At 34.6% G+C, this 17,416-nt stretch carries 15 protein-coding genes and 1 tRNA gene; 15 read left to right on the top strand and 1 reads right to left on the bottom strand.

Going from position 1 to position 17,416, the window contains the following annotated elements; genetic code table 11:
- The first annotated feature begins 112 nt into the window (after positions 1–112).
- The 15 genes from mraZ (at position 113) to AC1Q5Z_RS19595 (ending at position 16,931) form a co-directional block, all read left to right on the top strand.
- Positions 113–586 carry a division/cell wall cluster transcriptional repressor MraZ gene (mraZ, locus tag AC1Q5Z_RS19665; protein WP_492446507.1) on the top strand — a complete coding sequence of 158 codons (474 nt, stop codon included), beginning with the start codon at positions 113–115 and terminating at the stop codon, positions 584–586.
- Positions 561–1,469 (top strand): 16S rRNA (cytosine(1402)-N(4))-methyltransferase RsmH, encoded by a 909-nt coding sequence (gene rsmH, locus AC1Q5Z_RS19660; protein ID WP_198854351.1) that lies wholly within the window; start codon positions 561–563, stop codon positions 1,467–1,469. Before mraZ ends, rsmH begins: the two co-directional genes overlap by 26 nt.
- Before the next feature lie 21 nt (positions 1,470–1,490).
- On the top strand, positions 1,491–1,838 hold the full coding sequence (locus tag AC1Q5Z_RS19655; RefSeq protein ID WP_008467159.1) for an FtsL-like putative cell division protein: 348 nt from the start codon (positions 1,491–1,493) through the stop codon (positions 1,836–1,838).
- The gene (locus AC1Q5Z_RS19650; RefSeq protein WP_343587521.1) at positions 1,829–3,835 is read left to right on the top strand and encodes a penicillin-binding protein; all 2,007 of its coding nucleotides are present in this window, start codon (positions 1,829–1,831) and stop codon (positions 3,833–3,835) included. Before AC1Q5Z_RS19655 ends, AC1Q5Z_RS19650 begins: the two co-directional genes overlap by 10 nt.
- On the top strand, positions 3,832–5,295 hold the full coding sequence (locus AC1Q5Z_RS19645; protein ID WP_492446505.1) for a UDP-N-acetylmuramoyl-L-alanyl-D-glutamate--2,6-diaminopimelate ligase: 1,464 nt from the start codon (positions 3,832–3,834) through the stop codon (positions 5,293–5,295). Before AC1Q5Z_RS19650 ends, AC1Q5Z_RS19645 begins: the two co-directional genes overlap by 4 nt.
- A gap of 73 nt (positions 5,296–5,368) precedes the next feature.
- Entirely contained in the window at positions 5,369–6,601 is a 1,233-nt protein-coding gene (mraY, locus tag AC1Q5Z_RS19640) for a phospho-N-acetylmuramoyl-pentapeptide-transferase (RefSeq protein WP_278022703.1), read from the top strand.
- Positions 6,602–7,933 carry a UDP-N-acetylmuramoyl-L-alanine--D-glutamate ligase gene (murD, locus tag AC1Q5Z_RS19635; RefSeq protein WP_198854346.1) on the top strand — a complete coding sequence of 444 codons (1,332 nt, stop codon included), beginning with the start codon at positions 6,602–6,604 and terminating at the stop codon, positions 7,931–7,933. It begins immediately after the preceding gene.
- An 80-nt stretch (positions 7,934–8,013) separates the two neighbouring features.
- Positions 8,014–9,324, top strand: a complete 1,311-nt coding sequence (locus tag AC1Q5Z_RS19630) for an FtsW/RodA/SpoVE family cell cycle protein (RefSeq protein WP_198854345.1) — start codon at positions 8,014–8,016, stop codon at positions 9,322–9,324.
- Between the two features lie 44 nt (positions 9,325–9,368).
- Entirely contained in the window at positions 9,369–10,457 is a 1,089-nt protein-coding gene (murG, locus tag AC1Q5Z_RS19625; protein WP_343587511.1) for an undecaprenyldiphospho-muramoylpentapeptide beta-N-acetylglucosaminyltransferase, read from the top strand.
- A gap of 74 nt (positions 10,458–10,531) precedes the next feature.
- Positions 10,532–11,881 carry a UDP-N-acetylmuramate--L-alanine ligase gene (gene murC, locus AC1Q5Z_RS19620; protein WP_492446503.1) on the top strand — a complete coding sequence of 450 codons (1,350 nt, stop codon included), beginning with the start codon at positions 10,532–10,534 and terminating at the stop codon, positions 11,879–11,881.
- Positions 11,868–12,590 (top strand): cell division protein FtsQ/DivIB, encoded by a 723-nt coding sequence (locus AC1Q5Z_RS19615; protein ID WP_286968895.1) that lies wholly within the window; start codon positions 11,868–11,870, stop codon positions 12,588–12,590. Before murC ends, AC1Q5Z_RS19615 begins: the two co-directional genes overlap by 14 nt.
- A 6-nt stretch (positions 12,591–12,596) precedes the next feature.
- A complete protein-coding gene (gene ftsA, locus AC1Q5Z_RS19610; RefSeq protein ID WP_198854341.1) occupies positions 12,597–14,003 on the top strand; it encodes a cell division protein FtsA in 1,407 nt (468 codons plus the stop codon).
- 77 nt (positions 14,004–14,080) lie between these two features.
- Positions 14,081–16,087: a cell division protein FtsZ gene (gene ftsZ / locus AC1Q5Z_RS19605; protein ID WP_343587504.1), complete on the top strand. Its 2,007-nt coding sequence runs from the start codon at positions 14,081–14,083 to the stop codon at positions 16,085–16,087.
- Between the two features lie 199 nt (positions 16,088–16,286).
- On the top strand, positions 16,287–16,736 hold the full coding sequence (locus AC1Q5Z_RS19600) for a GatB/YqeY domain-containing protein (protein WP_198854339.1): 450 nt from the start codon (positions 16,287–16,289) through the stop codon (positions 16,734–16,736).
- 121 nt (positions 16,737–16,857) lie between these two features.
- A tRNA-Arg gene (locus AC1Q5Z_RS19595) sits at positions 16,858–16,931 on the top strand.
- 87 nt (positions 16,932–17,018) lie between these two features.
- On the opposite strand, the gene AC1Q5Z_RS19590 is transcribed toward AC1Q5Z_RS19595, so the two are convergent.
- The gene (locus AC1Q5Z_RS19590) at positions 17,019–17,414 is read right to left on the bottom strand and encodes a hypothetical protein (RefSeq protein WP_492446500.1); all 396 of its coding nucleotides are present in this window, start codon (positions 17,412–17,414) and stop codon (positions 17,019–17,021) included.
- Positions 17,415–17,416 lie beyond the last annotated feature (2 nt).

Below are 17,416 nucleotides of genomic sequence, written 5' to 3'. Positions count from 1 at the left end.
GATTATGGAAAGTGGTAGAGAAGTGGTTAAACTTATTAACAAAGTGGTATAAAGTGGTAAAATGTGGTAATATTTTTTATATTTTTGCTGTATAACATGTTAACTAGTTTTTTTGAACACAATTGTTGGAACATATGAATGTAAAGTCGATGCTAAAGGAAGGCTAATGATGCCTGCTCCTTTAAAAAAGCAGTTGACGGCTTCTCTTCAAGACGGATTTGTCTTGAAGCGTTCTGTTTTTCAGCCGTGTTTAGAGCTGTATCCTATGGTAGAATGGGATGCGATGATGAAAAAAATTAACAAGCTTAATCGCTTTGTAAAAAAGAACAACGATTTCATTAGAAGGTTTACTGCTGGTGTTAAAGTAGTTGAGGTTGATGCATTAGGAAGATTGCTTGTGCCAAAAGATTTGGTGACGTTTGCAAGTATTTCTAAAGATGTGGTTTTTTCATCTGTGGTTAATATTGTTGAGATTTGGGATAAAGATTTATACGAGAAATCAATTAGCGGCGAAGATATGGATTTTGCAGATTTAGCCGAAGAAGTAATGGGAAATATTAATGACGACGACAATGGAATATCATAATCCGGTTTTGCTTCATCCAACAGTAGATGGTTTAAATATTAAACCTGATGGTGTGTATGTAGATGTTACGTTTGGAGGCGGTGGTCATTCAAAAGAGATTTTAAAAAGATTAGGGCCAAACGGAAGGCTGTTTGCATTTGATCAAGACGAAGATGCGCTTGCCAATGCATTGCCAGACGAAAGGTTTACTTTGATAAATGAGAATTTTAGGTTCATAAAAAGGTTTTTGCGCTTTCATGGAGTAAAAGCAGTAGATGGAATTTTGGCAGATTTAGGAGTTTCATCGCATCAATTCGATGTTCCCGAAAGAGGTTTTTCTACAAGATTTGATGCCGAACTAGATATGCGGATGAGTCAAAAAAATGATTTAAATGCTTATCGGGTGGTTAACGAATATGAAGAACAGGATTTGCGTCGTGTTTTTTTTGATTATGGGGAGTTGAAGAACGCGCCAGTTTTGGCAAGAACAATCGTAGAGGCGAGAAAAGATTATCCAATCAAAACGACTGAAGAATTAAAAGAAGTTCTGAAAAAGTTTTTGCCAGAGAAAGTTCGAAACAAAGTTTTGGCTCAAATTTATCAGGCAATCCGAATAGAGGTAAATCAGGAAATGGATGTCCTAAAAGAATTTATCGAGCAATCATTGGAGATTTTAAAACCAGGAGGAAGATTCTCGGTAATCTCATATCATTCTTTAGAAGATCGTTTGGTAAAGAGATTTATAAAGAACGGAATGTTTGAAGGAGAACCAGAGAGAGATTTTTACGGAAACTTTTCAGTTCCATTCAAAACAATAGGAAAATTGATTGTTCCGGATAATGAAGAAATCAAGATTAATAATAGGGCAAGAAGTGCCAAATTAAGAGTTGCAGAAAAGCTATAATATATATTAAGGTAGGAAATAATGAAAAGTGGTGTATTTAGCATATTAAAAGCAAGATTCCTGATTCATGAAGATGCAGTAAAAAATTGGCGTTTTATCGTTTTTATAATTCTGCTAGCCATTTTGATGATTGCCAATACACAGCGATATGAACAGAAAGTTTTTGAAATCGCAAAATTAAATAATGAAGTAAAAGAGCTGAGATCTGAATTCGTCGATCGACGTTCAGAATTGATGAAGTTAAAAATGGAGTCAACTATTTCGGATAAAATGTTAGAAAAACAAATTTTTCCGTCGACAGTTCCTCCAGTTAAAATAGAAGTTAAAAAAGAAGAAGAAAAAAGTTTCTTTAAAAGAATATGGCAGTAGACGATAAACATATATCCTACAGAATTTACCTCGTAGCAGTTTTCATCTTTGTGATGGCAATTGCTATTGTTGTTAAATTAACCAATATTCAATGGGTTGACGGAGATTATTACAGAAAACTGGCAAAACAGCGTACGGTAAGAAACTTTGTAATTCCTGCAAATAAAGGAAATATTTATTCTGCTGACGGAAGTTTATTGGCAACATCAATCCCGAATTATGAGATTCGTTTTGATGCCAAAGCGCCAAAAACAGAAACTTTTGAGAAATATGTAAAACAATTGTCAGATTCTCTAGCAACTGTTTTAGATAAACCAAGTGGTTATTTTCAGAAAGAATTGCGAAAAGCACGCGAAAATAAAAACCGTTATTATTTGATTGCCCGCAATTTGAGTTATACAGAATATGTGAAAATTAAAGGTTTTCCATTATTCAATTTGGGAGCCTTTAAAGGAGGAATTATTGTTGAGCAAGAAACAGTTAGAAAGCATCCAATCGGTAAAATTGCAGAGAGAACAATTGGTTACGACCGAATTGATCCAGCAACGGGAGTAGAAGTAGGAAAAGGAATTGAATGGGCTTTTAAAAATTATTTGAACGGAAAAGACGGTAAGATTTTAAAGCAAAAAATTGCAAAAGGACAATGGAAACCAATTCGTGACGTAAATGAAGTAGATCCAATTGATGGCTACGATGTGATTTCGACTATAGATGTTTTTATTCAGGATATTGCACATCACGCTTTGCTGAAACAATTGCAAGATTACGAAGCAGATCACGGTTGCGTTGTGGTAATGGAAACAGAAACGGGATATGTTAAGGCAATTTCGAATTTAGGAAGAGCAGAAGACGGATCGTATTACGAGACAACAAATTACGCAATTGCAGAATCTCACGAACCAGGATCGACTTTTAAATTAGTTGATTTAATAGCGATTTTAGAAGATAAAGTAGCTGACACAAGCACAGTTTATGATAGTCATAATGGTGTTGTTAAGTATTATGGAAGGTCTGTGCGCGATTCGCATCATGGTGGTTACGGAAAAGTTTCTTTAGCACGCGGATTCGAACTTTCGTCAAATACTGTAATGGTTCAAGCGGTTTATGATAATTATAAAAGCAACCCTTCAAAGTTTGTAAATCATATTAAAAGTTTTGGTTTAGATAAGCCATTAGGATTGCATTTTAAAGGAGAAGGTAGACCAATTGTTCCACATCCTGGAGATAAAAGCTGGTCAGGAATTTCACTTCCGTGGATGGCTTTCGGATACTCGGTTTCGGTAACACCAATGCAAACATTGGCTCTTTATAATTCGATTGCGAATAACGGGGTAATGGTAAGACCGCAATTTGTGTCTGAAATTAAGGAATGGAACAAAACGGTTAAAAAGTTTGATACAGAAGTAATCAATCCAAAGGTTTGCTCGCCTGAAACGCTAAAAAAAGTAAAAGCAGTTTTAGAAAATGTTGTAAAAAAAGGAACGGCTTCTAAGTTGTATTCGAAAGATTTCTCGATGGCAGGAAAAACTGGAACCGCGATGGTTAATTATGGTAAAGCAGGAAGAGAAGGAATGTACTACGCCTCTTCTTTTGCAGGGTATTTCCCAGCAGATCATCCAAAATATTCTTGCATTGTAGTGGTTCATAAGCCAAATACAGCTAAGAATAATTATTACGGAGCAGACGTTGCAGGACCAGTTTTTAAAAGAATAGCGCAAAAGATTTTTACAGACGCGCCTTCAACAAATAAGATTAAAAAATTAGATTCTAGAATCCCAAAACAGGATGCTAGTTATGATAAATATACTGCTGAGTCAAATAAAAAAATGAATCAGATTCCAGATCTAAAAGGAATGCCTGGAATGGACGCAATTGCTTTACTGGAGAATTTAGGTTTGAAAGTAAAAGTAAATGGAATGGGAAAAGTGAAGAATCAATCGATTCAAGCGGGAACCAGTATTAGCAAGAACGCAACAATTGTATTAGAATTATCGTGAAAGTATTAAAAGACATATTATATAAAGTAGCTATTGAATCTGTAAAAGGTTCGACAGATGCGGCTATTCAGAAAATTGAATTTGATTCACGTAAAGTAGAAGCAAATGATGTTTTTGTAGCAATTCGTGGTTCACTTTCAGATGGACATGATTATATCGAAAAAGCAATTCAGCTAGGGGCAAAAGCGATTATTTGCGATACATTTCCAGCAACTATTGCAAATGATGTGACTTATATTCAAGTAAAAGATACCAATACCGCACTGGCTTTTATGGCTGCTAATTATTTTGAAGATCCATCTTCAAAACTAAAATTGGTTGGTGTAACAGGAACAAATGGCAAAACGACAATTGCATCATTGTTGTTTCAATTGTTTCAAAAAGCAGGTTTTAAAGTTGGATTATTATCAACTGTAAAAATCGTAGTAGATAAAATAGAGTATCCAGCAACGCACACAACACCAGATTCTTTGACTATCAATCATTATTTAAATGAAATGGTCGAAGCGGGAGTGACGCATTGTTTTATGGAAGTAAGTTCTCATGGTATTCATCAAAAACGTACTGAAGCTTTGCATTTTGTGGGAGGAATTTTTACAAATCTTTCTCATGATCACTTAGATTATCATCCAACATTTGCAGAATACAGAGACGTTAAAAAGTCTTTTTTTGATTCACTTCCAAAATCAGCTTTTGTTTTGTCAAATATTGATGATAAAAACGGTTCTGTAATGCTACAGAATACTGTCGCTATAAAAAGGACTTATGCTTTAAAATCTTATGCAGATTATAGAGCACAGATTTTAGAAAGCCAATTATCTGGTTTGCTTCTAAAAATCAACGATAATGAAGTTTGGGTAAAACTGATTGGTACTTTCAATGCATACAATGTTTTAGCAATTTATGGAACAGCTGTAGAACTAGGAATTGATAGTTTAGAAGCATTGAGGTTGCTGTCTGATTTAGAAAGTGTTTCGGGACGTTTCCAATACATTGTTTCAAATGAGAAGATTACTGCTGTTGTAGATTATGCTCATACGCCAGATGCGCTTGAAAATGTTTTGAAAACCATTAATGACATTCGAACAAAAAATGAACAGCTAATTACTGTTGTTGGATGTGGAGGTAATCGCGATAAAACAAAACGTCCTATCATGGCAAAAATTGCTTCGGATATGAGTGATAAAGCAGTTTTGACCTCAGATAACCCTAGAAATGAAGATCCAGAAGTTATTTTGGATGAAATGGAGCAAGGAGTTGAGCCACACAATTATAAAAAAATGTTGCGAATTACAGATAGAAAACAGGCAATTAAAACAGCTTGTCAATTGGCTCAGCCAAATGATATTATCCTAATTGCAGGCAAAGGACATGAAACTTATCAAGAAATAAATGGTGTTCGCCATCATTTTGATGATATGGAAACAGTAAAAGAGATTTTAGAGCAACTAAACAAATAATAATAAAATTTTAAGTTCAAATACCACCATTGGATTTGGAGTTTCAAATTGGAATTTAAAAAAATAGAAAAATATGCTGTACTATTTATTTGAATATTTTGATAAGACATTGGATATTCCTGGAACAGGAGTTTTCCAGTACATCACATTTAGATCAGCTTTGGCATTTATGCTTTCGTTGCTTTTATCGACTATTTATGGTAAAAGAGTAATTAACTTTTTACGCCGTCAACAAGTTGGAGAAACTGTACGTGAGCTTGGTCTTGCTGGTCAGAATGAAAAAGCAGGTACGCCAACAATGGGTGGTTTAATTATCATTTTTGCTACTCTTATTCCTGTGTTGTTATTTGCAAGATTGCACAACATTTATATCGTTTTGCTGATTGTAACTACTCTATGGATGGGAACAATTGGCTTTGTTGACGATTATATCAAGATATTCAAAAAAGATAAACAAGGATTAAAAGGTATTTTTAAAGTTATTGGTCAAGTTGGTCTAGGAATCATTGTTGGAGCAGTTCTTTATTTTAATCCAGCAGTTACAGTAAGAACAGATACAGGTCGAGCAGATATTTTTAAAACAGCTTCAAATTCAACAGTTATAGTACCTGCAGGTATTGAAGAAAAATCTACGGCAACTACAATTCCTTTCGTAAAAAACAATGAATTTGATTATGCTGAAGTCCTATCTTTTATGGGAGATGGATATGAAAAATGGGCTTGGTTAGTGTTTATTCCGGTAGTTATTTTCATTATTACAGCAGTTTCAAATGGAGCAAATTTAACAGACGGAATTGATGGACTCGCCGCAGGAACCTCTGCTATATCTGTCCTCGCACTCGGGATATTCACATTCGTTTCTGGTAATATCATTTTTTCCAATTATCTGAATATAATGTATATACCCAATTCGGGAGAAATGACGGTCTTTATTTCGGCTTTTGTTGGAGCTCTTATCGGATTTCTTTGGTACAATTCGTTTCCAGCATCTGTATTTATGGGAGATACAGGAAGTTTGACTATTGGAGGAATCATTGCGGTATTGGCAATTGCAGTTCGTAAAGAAATATTGATTGTTTTATTCTGTGGAATTTTCTTAGCAGAAAGTGCCTCAGTAATCATTCAAGTAAGTTATTTTAAATATACGAAGAAGCGTTTCGGAGAAGGACGAAGAATTTTCCTGATGTCGCCGCTTCATCATCATTATCAGAAAAAGGGATATCACGAAAGTAAAATTGTAACCCGTTTCTGGATTGTTGCCGTAATGTTAGCCATATTGTCAATCATTACCCTAAAATTAAGATAAATGAGATTAGTGGTTTTAGGTGGGGGAGAAAGCGGAGTAGGAACCGCGATCCTCGGAAAGAAACAAGGTTACGATGTTTTTGTGTCGGATTTTGGAAAAATAAAAGAGAGTTATAAAGAAGTTCTTATCATTAATAAAATTGCTTGGGAGGAAGAGCAACATACAGAAGATTTGATTCTAAATGCTGATGTGGTGATGAAAAGCCCTGGAATTCCCGATAAATCTCCGATAGTAAAAAAGCTCGTCGCGGCAGGAATTAAAGTGATTTCAGAAATAGAATTTGCAATTCCTTACACAGAAGCAATGACCATCGGGATTACAGGAAGTAATGGTAAAACCACCACGACAATGCTAACACACCATTTGCTGAAATATGCAGGACTGAATGTAGGATTGGGAGGAAATATCGGAAAAAGCTTTGCCTGGCAGGTGGCAGAAAACAAATATGATGCATACGTTCTTGAATTAAGCAGTTTTCAGTTAGACGGAATAATAAATTACAGGCCAGATATTGCCATTATAACCAATATTAGTCCAGATCATTTGGATCGATACGAATATAAATATGAAAATTATATCAATTCGAAGTTCCGAATAACGATGAACCAGACTGAAAGCGATTATCTGATTTACGATGCTGATGATGAAGCAACTGCAGAATGGTTAAAAAAGAACAAAACAAAAGCAAAACTAATTCCTTTTTCATTGACGAAAAAATTTGATGAAGGGGCTTCTATAAAAAACAACAAAATGGAAATAAAGATCAACCAAGAAGAGTTTACAATGGATACAGAACACATTGCGTTAGAAGGAAAACATAATATGAAAAACGCCATGGCAGCAAGCTCTGTAGCTAAATTGATGCAAATTAGAAATGCAACGATTCGTGAAAGTCTATCTAATTTCCAAGGTGTTGAGCACCGTTTAGAAAAAGTATTAAAAATACAAAACGTTCAATATATCAACGATTCAAAAGCAACAAATGTAAATGCTACTTTCTTTGCTTTAGATAGTATGAATGCACCAACGGTATGGATTGTTGGAGGTGTTGATAAAGGAAACGATTACAACGAATTAATGTCGTTAGTACGTGAAAAAGTAAAAGCTATTATCTGCCTTGGAATCGATAACCGTAAAATTATCGATGCATTTGGAAATGTTGTTGATATTATGGTTGAAGTAAATAATATGAATGATGCTGTAAAAACGGCTCAAAGATTAACAGAAAAAGGCGATGTAGTTTTATTGTCTCCAGCCTGCGCAAGTTTCGATTTATTCGAAAACTACGAAGACCGTGGAAAACAATTTAAACAAGCAGTACATAACTTGTAGAAAAAAGAGTTTCAAGTTTCATGTTTCGAGTTAGAAGGAACTTGAAACCTGAAACAAGAATAACCTGAAACGAAAGAATTATGAAAGAGCTGGTAAACAAACTAAAAGGAGATAGGGTAATATGGTCATTTGTGGCTTTATTGGCTTTGTTTTCGTTTATGCCTGTTTTTAGTGCGAGTAGTAATTTAGCTTATATAGGGCATGGAACGGGGAATACACTAGGTTATTTGGTAAAACACTTGGCACATATTTGTATTGGTTTTTTAATCATTTACTGGGTGCATCGAGTGCCATATCATTATTTTAGAGCAATTTCAAAAATTGCGCTTCCGGTGGTTTGGATTTTATTGATTTATACACTTTTAAAAGGAACTGTGATTGCGGGAGCAAATGCAAGCCGTTGGATTCAGGTGCCTTTTATTGGAATAACGTTCCAGACATCAACATTGGCATCTATTGTTTTGTTTATTTATGTTGCAAGATATTTATCGAAAACAAAAGAAGAAAATGAACCTTTTCAAACCTCGTTAATTCAGCTTTGGGTTCCGGTGTTTATTACGTTAATATTGATTTTACCAGCGAACTTTTCAACAACAGCCTTAATCTTTTCAATGGTTTTAATGCTGACATTTATTGGAAAGTATCCATTAAAATATATTGCTTTTATCATTGGTTCGGGAATTGCAATGTTGGCATTTTTCCTTTTAGTGGCAAAAGCTTTTCCAGATTCAAGATTCTTTAGTAGGGTTTCAACTTGGGAAAGTCGTATTACGAACTTTACAACTGATAAGCCAGATGAAGACGATTATCAGATTGAAAAAGCAAAAATTGCAATTGCTTCGGGAAGATTAGGAGGATTAGGTCCTGGAAAAAGTGTTCAGAAAAACTTTTTGCCACAATCTTCTTCCGATTTTATTTATGCCATTATTGTAGAAGAATATGGTTTGGTAGGAGGAGTTTCGATAGTGGTTTTGTATTTGTTGCTTTTGTTCAGATTTGTGATTGCATCGCATAAAGCACCTACTTTGTTTGGGAAATTAGTTGTTGTCGGTGTCGGTTTTCCGATGATATTTCAGGCCATGATTAATATGGCAGTTGCAGTAGAATTATTGCCGGTTACAGGACAAACACTTCCATTAATAAGTAGTGGAGGTAGTTCGATTTGGATGACTTGTCTTGGACTTGGAATTATCATTAGTGTAACGAAAAAAGAAGATGAAATCGCTGAAGAGAAATTAGAAAAAGAAAAAAGAAAAGAAGCTTTACAGCGATTAATTGATAAAGAGTTGGCAGAAGATGATGTGATTCCTCAAGAGATTTATGAGCAAGAGCCTGCCTATTCGATAGAAGACAATTCAAGAAACCCAATGAATGCGGTTTTGAATAAATAAAATTAAAAAAGAATAAATTTTAAAAAGTTGTAATTTTTAGAAAGATGACAAAGTATAAATTCATACTTAGCGGAGGAGGAACAGGAGGACATATCTATCCTGCGATTGCAATTGCAAATGAATTAAAATTACAATTTCCTGATGCAGAATTTCTTTTTGTAGGTGCCAAAGATAAAATGGAAATGCAGAAAGTGCCTCAGGCAGGTTACGAAATAAAAGGTCTTTGGATTGCTGGTTTACAGCGAAAATTGACATTACAAAATTTAATGTTTCCGCTAAAGTTGGCAAGCAGTTTATTAGAGTCAAAAAGAATAATAAAAAAGTTTAAACCTAATGTTGTAATTGGAACGGGTGGTTTTGCGAGCGGTCCATTATTACAGGCGGCAGGTTCGGCAGGAATTCCAACAGTGGTTCAAGAACAGAATTCTTATCCAGGAATAACAAACAAATTGTTAAGCAAAAAAGCAAATGCAATTTGTGTGGCCTATCAAAACTTGGAACGCTTTTTTCCAAAAGAGAAAATCGTTTTAACGGGTAACCCAGTTCGTCAAGATTTAATTGACATTGAAAGCAAACGTGATGAAGCAATTGCTTTTTATAATTTAGATCCGAATAAAAAAACGTTATTGGTTTTAGGAGGAAGTTTAGGAGCTAGAAGAATCAATCAGTTAATTGAAAAAGAATTGCAAAATTTTCTTTCGCAAGATGTACAGGTAATCTGGCAATGCGGGAAATTGTATTTTGAAGAATATAAAAAGTACAATCAGCCAAATGTAAAAGTGGTTGATTTTATTGAAAGAATGGATTTTGTTTACGCAGCATCAGATGTCATAATTTCACGAGCAGGTGCTTCATCAGTGTCAGAATTATGCATTGTTGGAAAACCAGTGATTTTTATTCCGTCGCCTAATGTAGCTGAGGATCACCAAACTAAAAATGCGCAAGCAATTGTAGATGAAAAAGGTGCGATTTTGTTGAAAGAATCTGAGCTTGACAGTCAGTTTAGCATTGTTTTTGAAGCGCTGCTGAAAGATTCAGGAAAACAGAAACAACTAAGTGATAATATTAAAAAACTGGCAAAACCAAGAGCGACACAAGATATTGTAGCAGAGATTGTGAAGTTAATTAAATAGAAAAATTAAAAAGCTGAAGACATATAGTTAAGAGACTTTAAAAACTTTAGACTTTAAGACATTAAGACTCAATTATGAATTTAAATCAAATACAAAACGTTTATTTTATTGGTATTGGAGGCATCGGAATGAGTGCTCTGGCTCGTTATTTCAAGTTTATTGGAAAACAAGTTTCAGGTTACGACAAAACACCTTCTATGCTAACTAATGAATTGATTGAAAGTGGTATAGATATTCATTTTGAAGATAATATAAATTTGATTCCAACAGATTATTATGTTGAAAATACACTGGTAATCTATACACCGGCAGTTCCAAAAACACATTCTGAGTGGAATTATTTTGTTGAGAGACATTTTGAGGTTAAGAAACGTGCCGAAGTTCTCGGAATTATAAGTAGAGATACTTTCTGTTTTGCAGTTGCAGGAACACACGGAAAAACTACTACATCTAGTATTTTGGGGCATATTTTGTTTCAAAGTGGTGCTGATGTAACGGCTTTTATTGGAGGAATTGTTGAGAATTATAATTCTAATTTAATCGGAAGCGGAAAAACAGTAACAGTTGTAGAAGCAGACGAATTTGACAGATCGTTTTTGCATTTGCGTCCAGATATTGCTTGTGTGACTTCTATGGATTCAGATCATTTGGATATCTATGGAACTAGCGACGCCATTCAGGCTTCATTTAGAGAATTTGCTTCAAAAGTTGAAGATAAAAATAATCTTTTTATAACCAAAGAATTGCCTTTAGATGGTGTTCAATGTGCTATAAATGAAGATGCTGTATATAAGGCTTATAACGTTCGAATCGAAGACGGGGCTTATGTTTTTGATGTGCAAACGCCGTCAGAAATCATGAAGGATTTACGTTTCGGATTGCCAGGAAAACACAATTTAATGAATGGATTGATGGCTATTGCGATGGCTAAAACTTTCGGCACCCCGACCGATTCTATTGCAAAAGCCATTGCTTCATTCAACGGAATTAGAAGACGTTTTTCGTATCAGATTAAGAGCGAAAATTTAGTATATATTGATGATTATGCACATCATCCAACAGAAATAAATGCTGTTCATCAAGCAGTTAGAGAATTGTATCCGGGCCGTAAAGTTTTGGCAATTTTTCAGCCGCATTTGTTTAGTAGAACAAGAGATTTTGTTGATGGATTTGCGGCAAGCTTATCGCAGTTTGATGAAGTGTTTTTGATGGATATTTACCCTGCTAGAGAGCTTCCAATGGAAGGAGTGACTTCTGAGTGGCTTTTGGGTAAAATGACAAATTCGAACAAAAAAATTGTTGCAAAAGAAGATTTATTAGGTGAAATCAAAGCCAGTGATGCACCTATTATTGTAACAATTGGAGCTGGTGATTTGGGAGAAATGGTTCCGTCAATTAAAAAGGTTTTAAATGAAAATATTTAATTGGACAAATATTAGATTAGTACTTATTTTCGGACTGGTTTTGTTTCTATATTCTTTCGCGAAACATCGAAATGGCGATCGAAAATTGAAAAAATCGATGGTTGTTTTTGTAGGAGAAAATACGCTTTTTGTAAAGCCGGAAACGGTTAATAAATTGTTGATAGAAAATAAAAGAGACGCTTCCAGTATTAGAAAAGATGAAGTAGATTTGAATAAGATAGAAAAAACCCTCGATACACAAGACATGATTGAGAAGTCAAATGTTTTTGTAAGTATTGATGGAGTTCTAAAAGCAGTAGTAAAACAGAAGACGCCCATAGCAAGAGTTTATGATGGCGCCACTTCTTTTTATATTGACTATGAGGGTAATAAAATGCCCTTGTCAGACAATTTCACTGCGAGAGTTCCTCTTGTTTCAGGGGCAATTAATGCAAAAAATAACGAAGATTTAGCAGCTTTATTTCGCACAATTTATGACGATGCGTTTTTGAGAAAAAACATCATTGCTATAGAGATTATGCCGAATGGAAGCTTAAAAATGTTTAATCGTAACTATGATTACTTCATAGATTTCGGAAGAACGATGAATGTTGATAAGAAATTTAGAAACTATAAAGCCTTCTTTCAAAAAGCAGTTTTAGATAGTTCGTTATACAAATACAAAAAAATTGACCTTAGGTTTACGGAACAAGTAGTTTGCACTAAATAATAGAAAATGGAAAAAGATAACATTGCAGTAGGTCTAGATATTGGAACAACCAAAATCGTTGCCATGATTGGCAAAAAAAATGAATATGGTAAGTTGGAGATTTTGGGCATTGGTAAATCCAAAAGTTTGGGTGTTGCCAGAGGAGTAGTAAACAACATTACGCAGACGATACAATCGATACAGCAAGCGATACTCGAAGCAGAAAATAATTCGGGTTATAAAATTAAAGATGTGGTTGTGGGTATTGCCGGACAGCACATCAGAAGTATTCAGCATACTGACTATATCAGCAGAAATAATCCAGAAGAAGTAATTGGTGAAAATGATATTCAGCTTCTAATCGATCAGGTAAACAAACTGGCGATGTTACCAGGAGAAGAAATTATTCACGTTTTACCGCAAGAATTTAAAATTGACGGGCAATCTGAGATTAAAGAACCGATTGGTATGTACGGCGGAAGATTAGAATCTAGTTTTCACGTTGTAGTTGGGCAGGCATCTTCAATCAGAAACGTTGGAAGATGTATTCAGAGTTCAGGAATTGAATTGTCTGGTTTGACATTAGAGCCATTAGCTTCTGCTGATGCAGTTTTAAGTCAGGAAGAAAAAGAAGCTGGTGTTGCACTTATCGATATTGGTGGTGGAACAACAGATTTGGCTATTTTCAAAGACGGTATTATTCGCCATACAGCTGTAATTCCTTTTGGAGGAAATGTAATTACAGATGATATCAAAGAAGGCTGTTCAATTATCGAAAAACAAGCTGAACTTTTAAAAATCAAATTTGGCTCTGCTTGGCCAGGTGAAAACAAAGACAACGAGATCGTTTCGATTCCAGGTTTAAGAGGAAGAGAGCCAAAAGAAATTTCGCTTAAAAACTTATCTAAAATTATCCATGCAAGAGTTGTGGAAATTGTAGAACAAGTTTTCGCAGAAATTAAAGCTTACGGACATGAAGATCCTCGTAAAAAGCTAATCGCCGGAATTGTATTAACAGGTGGTGGTGCACAATTAAAGCACATCAAACAGTTGGTAGAATATATTACAGGAATGGATACTAGAATAGGATATCCGAACGAGCATTTGGCAGGAAACTCAGGAGAAGAAATCTCTAGCCCATTGTATGCAACTGCAGTAGGATTGGTAATGAATAGTATCGAAAACAGTTCGCAAAGTGCTGTTAGAATGGAAATGGTGCAAGATCAACCAAAAATTGTTTATAGAACCGCTCCACCAGTGCAACGATACGAAGTTGAAGAAAACTACGTTGAAAGAGTAGAAACTATTGACGAGCCTGAAGAAGTTGTAAGACAGAAGGCTCCTAAAAATGAATCTACAGAAACAAAAATAAGAAGATCATTTTTTGATCGATATGTCGACAAAATCAAAGAATTTTTAGACAACGCAGAATAATAAAAAGAGAAGGATTATTTCTTGCCCCAAGTCAAGAAGTAAAAAATGTACTTAATAAGAATTAAAAAACCAAAAAGATGATGAGCAACTCAGAATTTGGAAGTATTTCATTTGATTTACCAAAAAATCAATCAAATGTAATAAAAGTAATAGGTGTAGGTGGAGGCGGTAGTAACGCAATTAACCACATGTTTAAACAAGGTATTAAAGGCGTAGATTTTATCGTTTGTAATACCGATTCGCAAGCGCTTCAAAATAGTTCGGTACCGAATAAGATTCAGTTAGGAGTTAATCTAACAGAAGGACTAGGAGCAGGAGCAAATCCAGACGTTGGACAGCAGTCAGCAATCGAAAGTATTTCAGACATTGAAAAAATGTTGGACCGTGGTACTAAGATGGTATTTATTACTGCTGGTATGGGTGGAGGAACTGGAACTGGTGCAGCTCCGGTAATTGCGCAATTAGCAAAAGAAAGAGAAATATTGACAGTTGGTATCGTGACGATTCCGTTTCAATTTGAAGGGAAAGTACGTCAGGAGCAAGCTATTATTGGAATTGAGAAGTTGCGTAAGCAAGTCGATTCTTTAATTGTAATCAACAACAATAAATTAAGAGAGGTATACGGAAATCTTGGTTTTAAAGCAGGATTCTCTAAAGCGGATGAAGTTTTGGCAACTGCCTCTAGAGGTATTGCTGAAGTAATTACGCACCACTATACTCAAAATATCGATTTACGTGACGCGAAAACTGTTTTGGCTAACAGTGGGACTGCTATTATGGGGTCTTCTGTAGCTGAAGGCGAAAACAGAGCTAAAGATGCTATCGTTTCAGCTTTGGATTCTCCATTGTTGAATGATAATAAAATTACGGGTGCCAAAAACGTATTGTTGCTTATCGTTTCTGGAACTAACGAGATTACTCTAGACGAAATCGGAGAAATCAACGATCACATTCAAGACGAAGCTGGTTACAATGCAAATATTATTATGGGAGTTGGTGAAGACGAAAGTCTTGGCGAAGCCATTGCTGTAACTATTATTGCTACAGGTTTTGATGTAGAACAACAAAATGAAATTGTAAATACAGAACCAAAGAAAATAATTCATACATTAGAAGATGAGCAAAGAAGTGTTCATAATCTAACGAATAAACCGCTTGCATCTTTCGATTTAACTGTTGATACTCCAACAACAAAAGTTGAAGATAAAGTAGTTTTTGATTTAATTGATGATGACGAAACATTTGCTCCGACTCCAGTTCAGGCTGTTGCTCCAGCTATCAATCAGGAAGAGTTAGTGGTTATGTCTGAGTTTATCAAAAATCTGGATGTGACTTTCGAAATTGTTTCGCCAATTACAGATATTGATTTTACAATTTCTGCTCCTGAAACACCAGCAGCAAGAGAATTGCAACAACCAACGATGCAGCAGCCAGTGCAACAACAACCTGTGCAGCAGCAAAGAGTATTTGAAAGAGAAGAACAAACAACTTTTTCTTTTGATCTTCCTTTGTTCAAACAAGAGCCTATAAAAAGAGAGCCAGTTATTGAAGATAACAGAGTGTTGTTTGAATTGACAAATGAAACTCGTGATATTAAAGTAAACGATCCAGTTCAATTTGTTCCTGTAACTGAAGTTTCAGATAACGGAATTATTAAATATTCTCTAGAAGAATATATGGAAGTTGAAAATGATTTGTTGGCATCTAAACCAGTTGAAAAAGTAGTTGAAGATACAATTCCAGAGGAATTGAATATCACATTGAAACCAAGACCAGATTTTACTAGTCAGCCTGATATTTCTACAACTTCTGAAGTTTCTCCTTTAGAATTGACTATTGAAGAAACATTACGTTTAAGAGCTGAAGAAAGAAGAAAGAAACTAAAAGAGTTTAACTATAAATTCCATAACAATGTTTCTAGAATTGATGAGTTGGAAAAAGAACCAGCTTACAAAAGATTAGGAATAGATTTATCTAATTCTCAATCTAACAATACAAATTCTAGAATTTCTGTTGGAACAGACAGTAATAACGATTTGCAATTACGTTCAAACAATTCATTTTTGCACGATAACGTAGATTAATTTTAGAATCATAATATTTGGTAACCCGAAAATTGGATTTAATTTTCGGGTTATTTTTTTTATCTTCGCACAGAATTTCAAAATTTGACTTCCGAAATAGGTTTTTAAAGTGAATCTTATTGTCACCCTGAGCGAAGTCGAAGGGCCAAATTAATATATCAATTAATAGGCTTTGGCTTATTTTAAATAAAATATAAACATGAGTTTACAAACACAAATCATGGACGAAATCAAAACGGCCATGAAAGCAAAAGATACAGTAGCTTTAGAAGCTTTAAGAGCTGTAAAATCAGAATTATTATTGGCTTCAACAGCTTCAGGATCAAAAGAAGATTTATCTGAAGATGAAGAGATTAAATTACTTCAAAGATTGGTTAAAACTCGTAAAGAAAGCGCAAGAATCTTTACAGAACAAAATCGTCCAGATTTGGCAGAACCAGAATTGGCTCAAGTTGCTGTAATCGAGAAGTTTTTACCTGCTCAATTAAGTGAAGAAGAAGTAGAAGCTGTAATTGCAAAAATCATTGCTGAAACAGGAGCTTCTGGAATTGCTTCAATGGGTAAAGTAATGGGATTAGCATCTGCTCAATTAGGAGGAACTGCTGAAGGAAAAACCATTTCTACAATTGTGAAAAAATTACTTTCGTAATTTTTAAATTCCAATAAAGAAATTCCAAATTCCAAATTGGAAAACTCAACATATAAATTCCAAATTTCAAGTTTAAGATTGGAATTTGGAATTTCAAAAATTGATTTTTTTTTTTTTAACTGACCTCGTAGTTCAACTGGATAGAATATCAGATTTCGGCTCTGAGGGTTGGGGGTTCGAACCCCTCCGGGGTCACTATAAAATTTAAAAAGCCTGAGAATATACATTCTCAGGCTTTTTTTATGGTTCAAATATAAATGTTGTATAAAGCTTTGTTATCTATTAGTCGTCGCAATCATAGAAACCTTGTTTGTATTTTCGCATTGCTTTGCGTCTTATTTTTTTAACCATCCTAGCAGCTTTTTTAGTATAGTAGTACAATCCCGTGTCTCTGAATAAGTGAGCTGTGTAGCAATTTTTTTCGGTTACTGTAATTTCAATCGGTCTTTCTCCGAAAGGCGAAATAACTAAAACGTCATCTAATTTTGCCTCTATACTAAATTTGCCATCTACATCTGTAAACGTTTTCAAATCTGTTCCTTTCACACTAACTTCAACTTGTGCAGGCAGTAAATGATCTTCAAAAACAAATCCCCAGATTATTTTATTCTTTTTATCTGTTTCCTGCGCGAAAGAAAAAGCAGTAAAAAGTAATAGTAAAAAAAGTATTTTATTCATAA

It is taken from the genome of Flavobacterium sp. GW823-FHT06G12 (assembly GCF_058794775.1).
The sequence above is the reverse complement of the archived record's forward strand: the minus strand, read 5'-3'. Positions and strand labels throughout refer to the sequence as shown.

Coding starts and splice junctions, on each gene's coding strand:
- rsmH (WP_198854351.1), top strand. CDS start 561: ATGACGACGACAATGGAATATCATAATCCGGTTTTGCTTCATCCAACA.
- AC1Q5Z_RS19655 (WP_008467159.1), top strand. CDS start 1,491: ATGAAAAGTGGTGTATTTAGCATATTAAAAGCAAGATTCCTGATTCAT.
- AC1Q5Z_RS19650 (WP_343587521.1), top strand. CDS start 1,829: ATGGCAGTAGACGATAAACATATATCCTACAGAATTTACCTCGTAGCA.
- mraY (WP_278022703.1), top strand. CDS start 5,369: ATGCTGTACTATTTATTTGAATATTTTGATAAGACATTGGATATTCCT.
- murD (WP_198854346.1), top strand. CDS start 6,602: ATGAGATTAGTGGTTTTAGGTGGGGGAGAAAGCGGAGTAGGAACCGCG.
- AC1Q5Z_RS19630 (WP_198854345.1), top strand. CDS start 8,014: ATGAAAGAGCTGGTAAACAAACTAAAAGGAGATAGGGTAATATGGTCA.
- murG (WP_343587511.1), top strand. CDS start 9,369: ATGACAAAGTATAAATTCATACTTAGCGGAGGAGGAACAGGAGGACAT.
- murC (WP_492446503.1), top strand. CDS start 10,532: ATGAATTTAAATCAAATACAAAACGTTTATTTTATTGGTATTGGAGGC.
- AC1Q5Z_RS19615 (WP_286968895.1), top strand. CDS start 11,868: ATGAAAATATTTAATTGGACAAATATTAGATTAGTACTTATTTTCGGA.
- ftsA (WP_198854341.1), top strand. CDS start 12,597: ATGGAAAAAGATAACATTGCAGTAGGTCTAGATATTGGAACAACCAAA.
- ftsZ (WP_343587504.1), top strand. CDS start 14,081: ATGATGAGCAACTCAGAATTTGGAAGTATTTCATTTGATTTACCAAAA.
- AC1Q5Z_RS19600 (WP_198854339.1), top strand. CDS start 16,287: ATGAGTTTACAAACACAAATCATGGACGAAATCAAAACGGCCATGAAA.
- AC1Q5Z_RS19590 (WP_492446500.1), bottom strand. CDS start 17,414: ATGAATAAAATACTTTTTTTACTATTACTTTTTACTGCTTTTTCTTTC.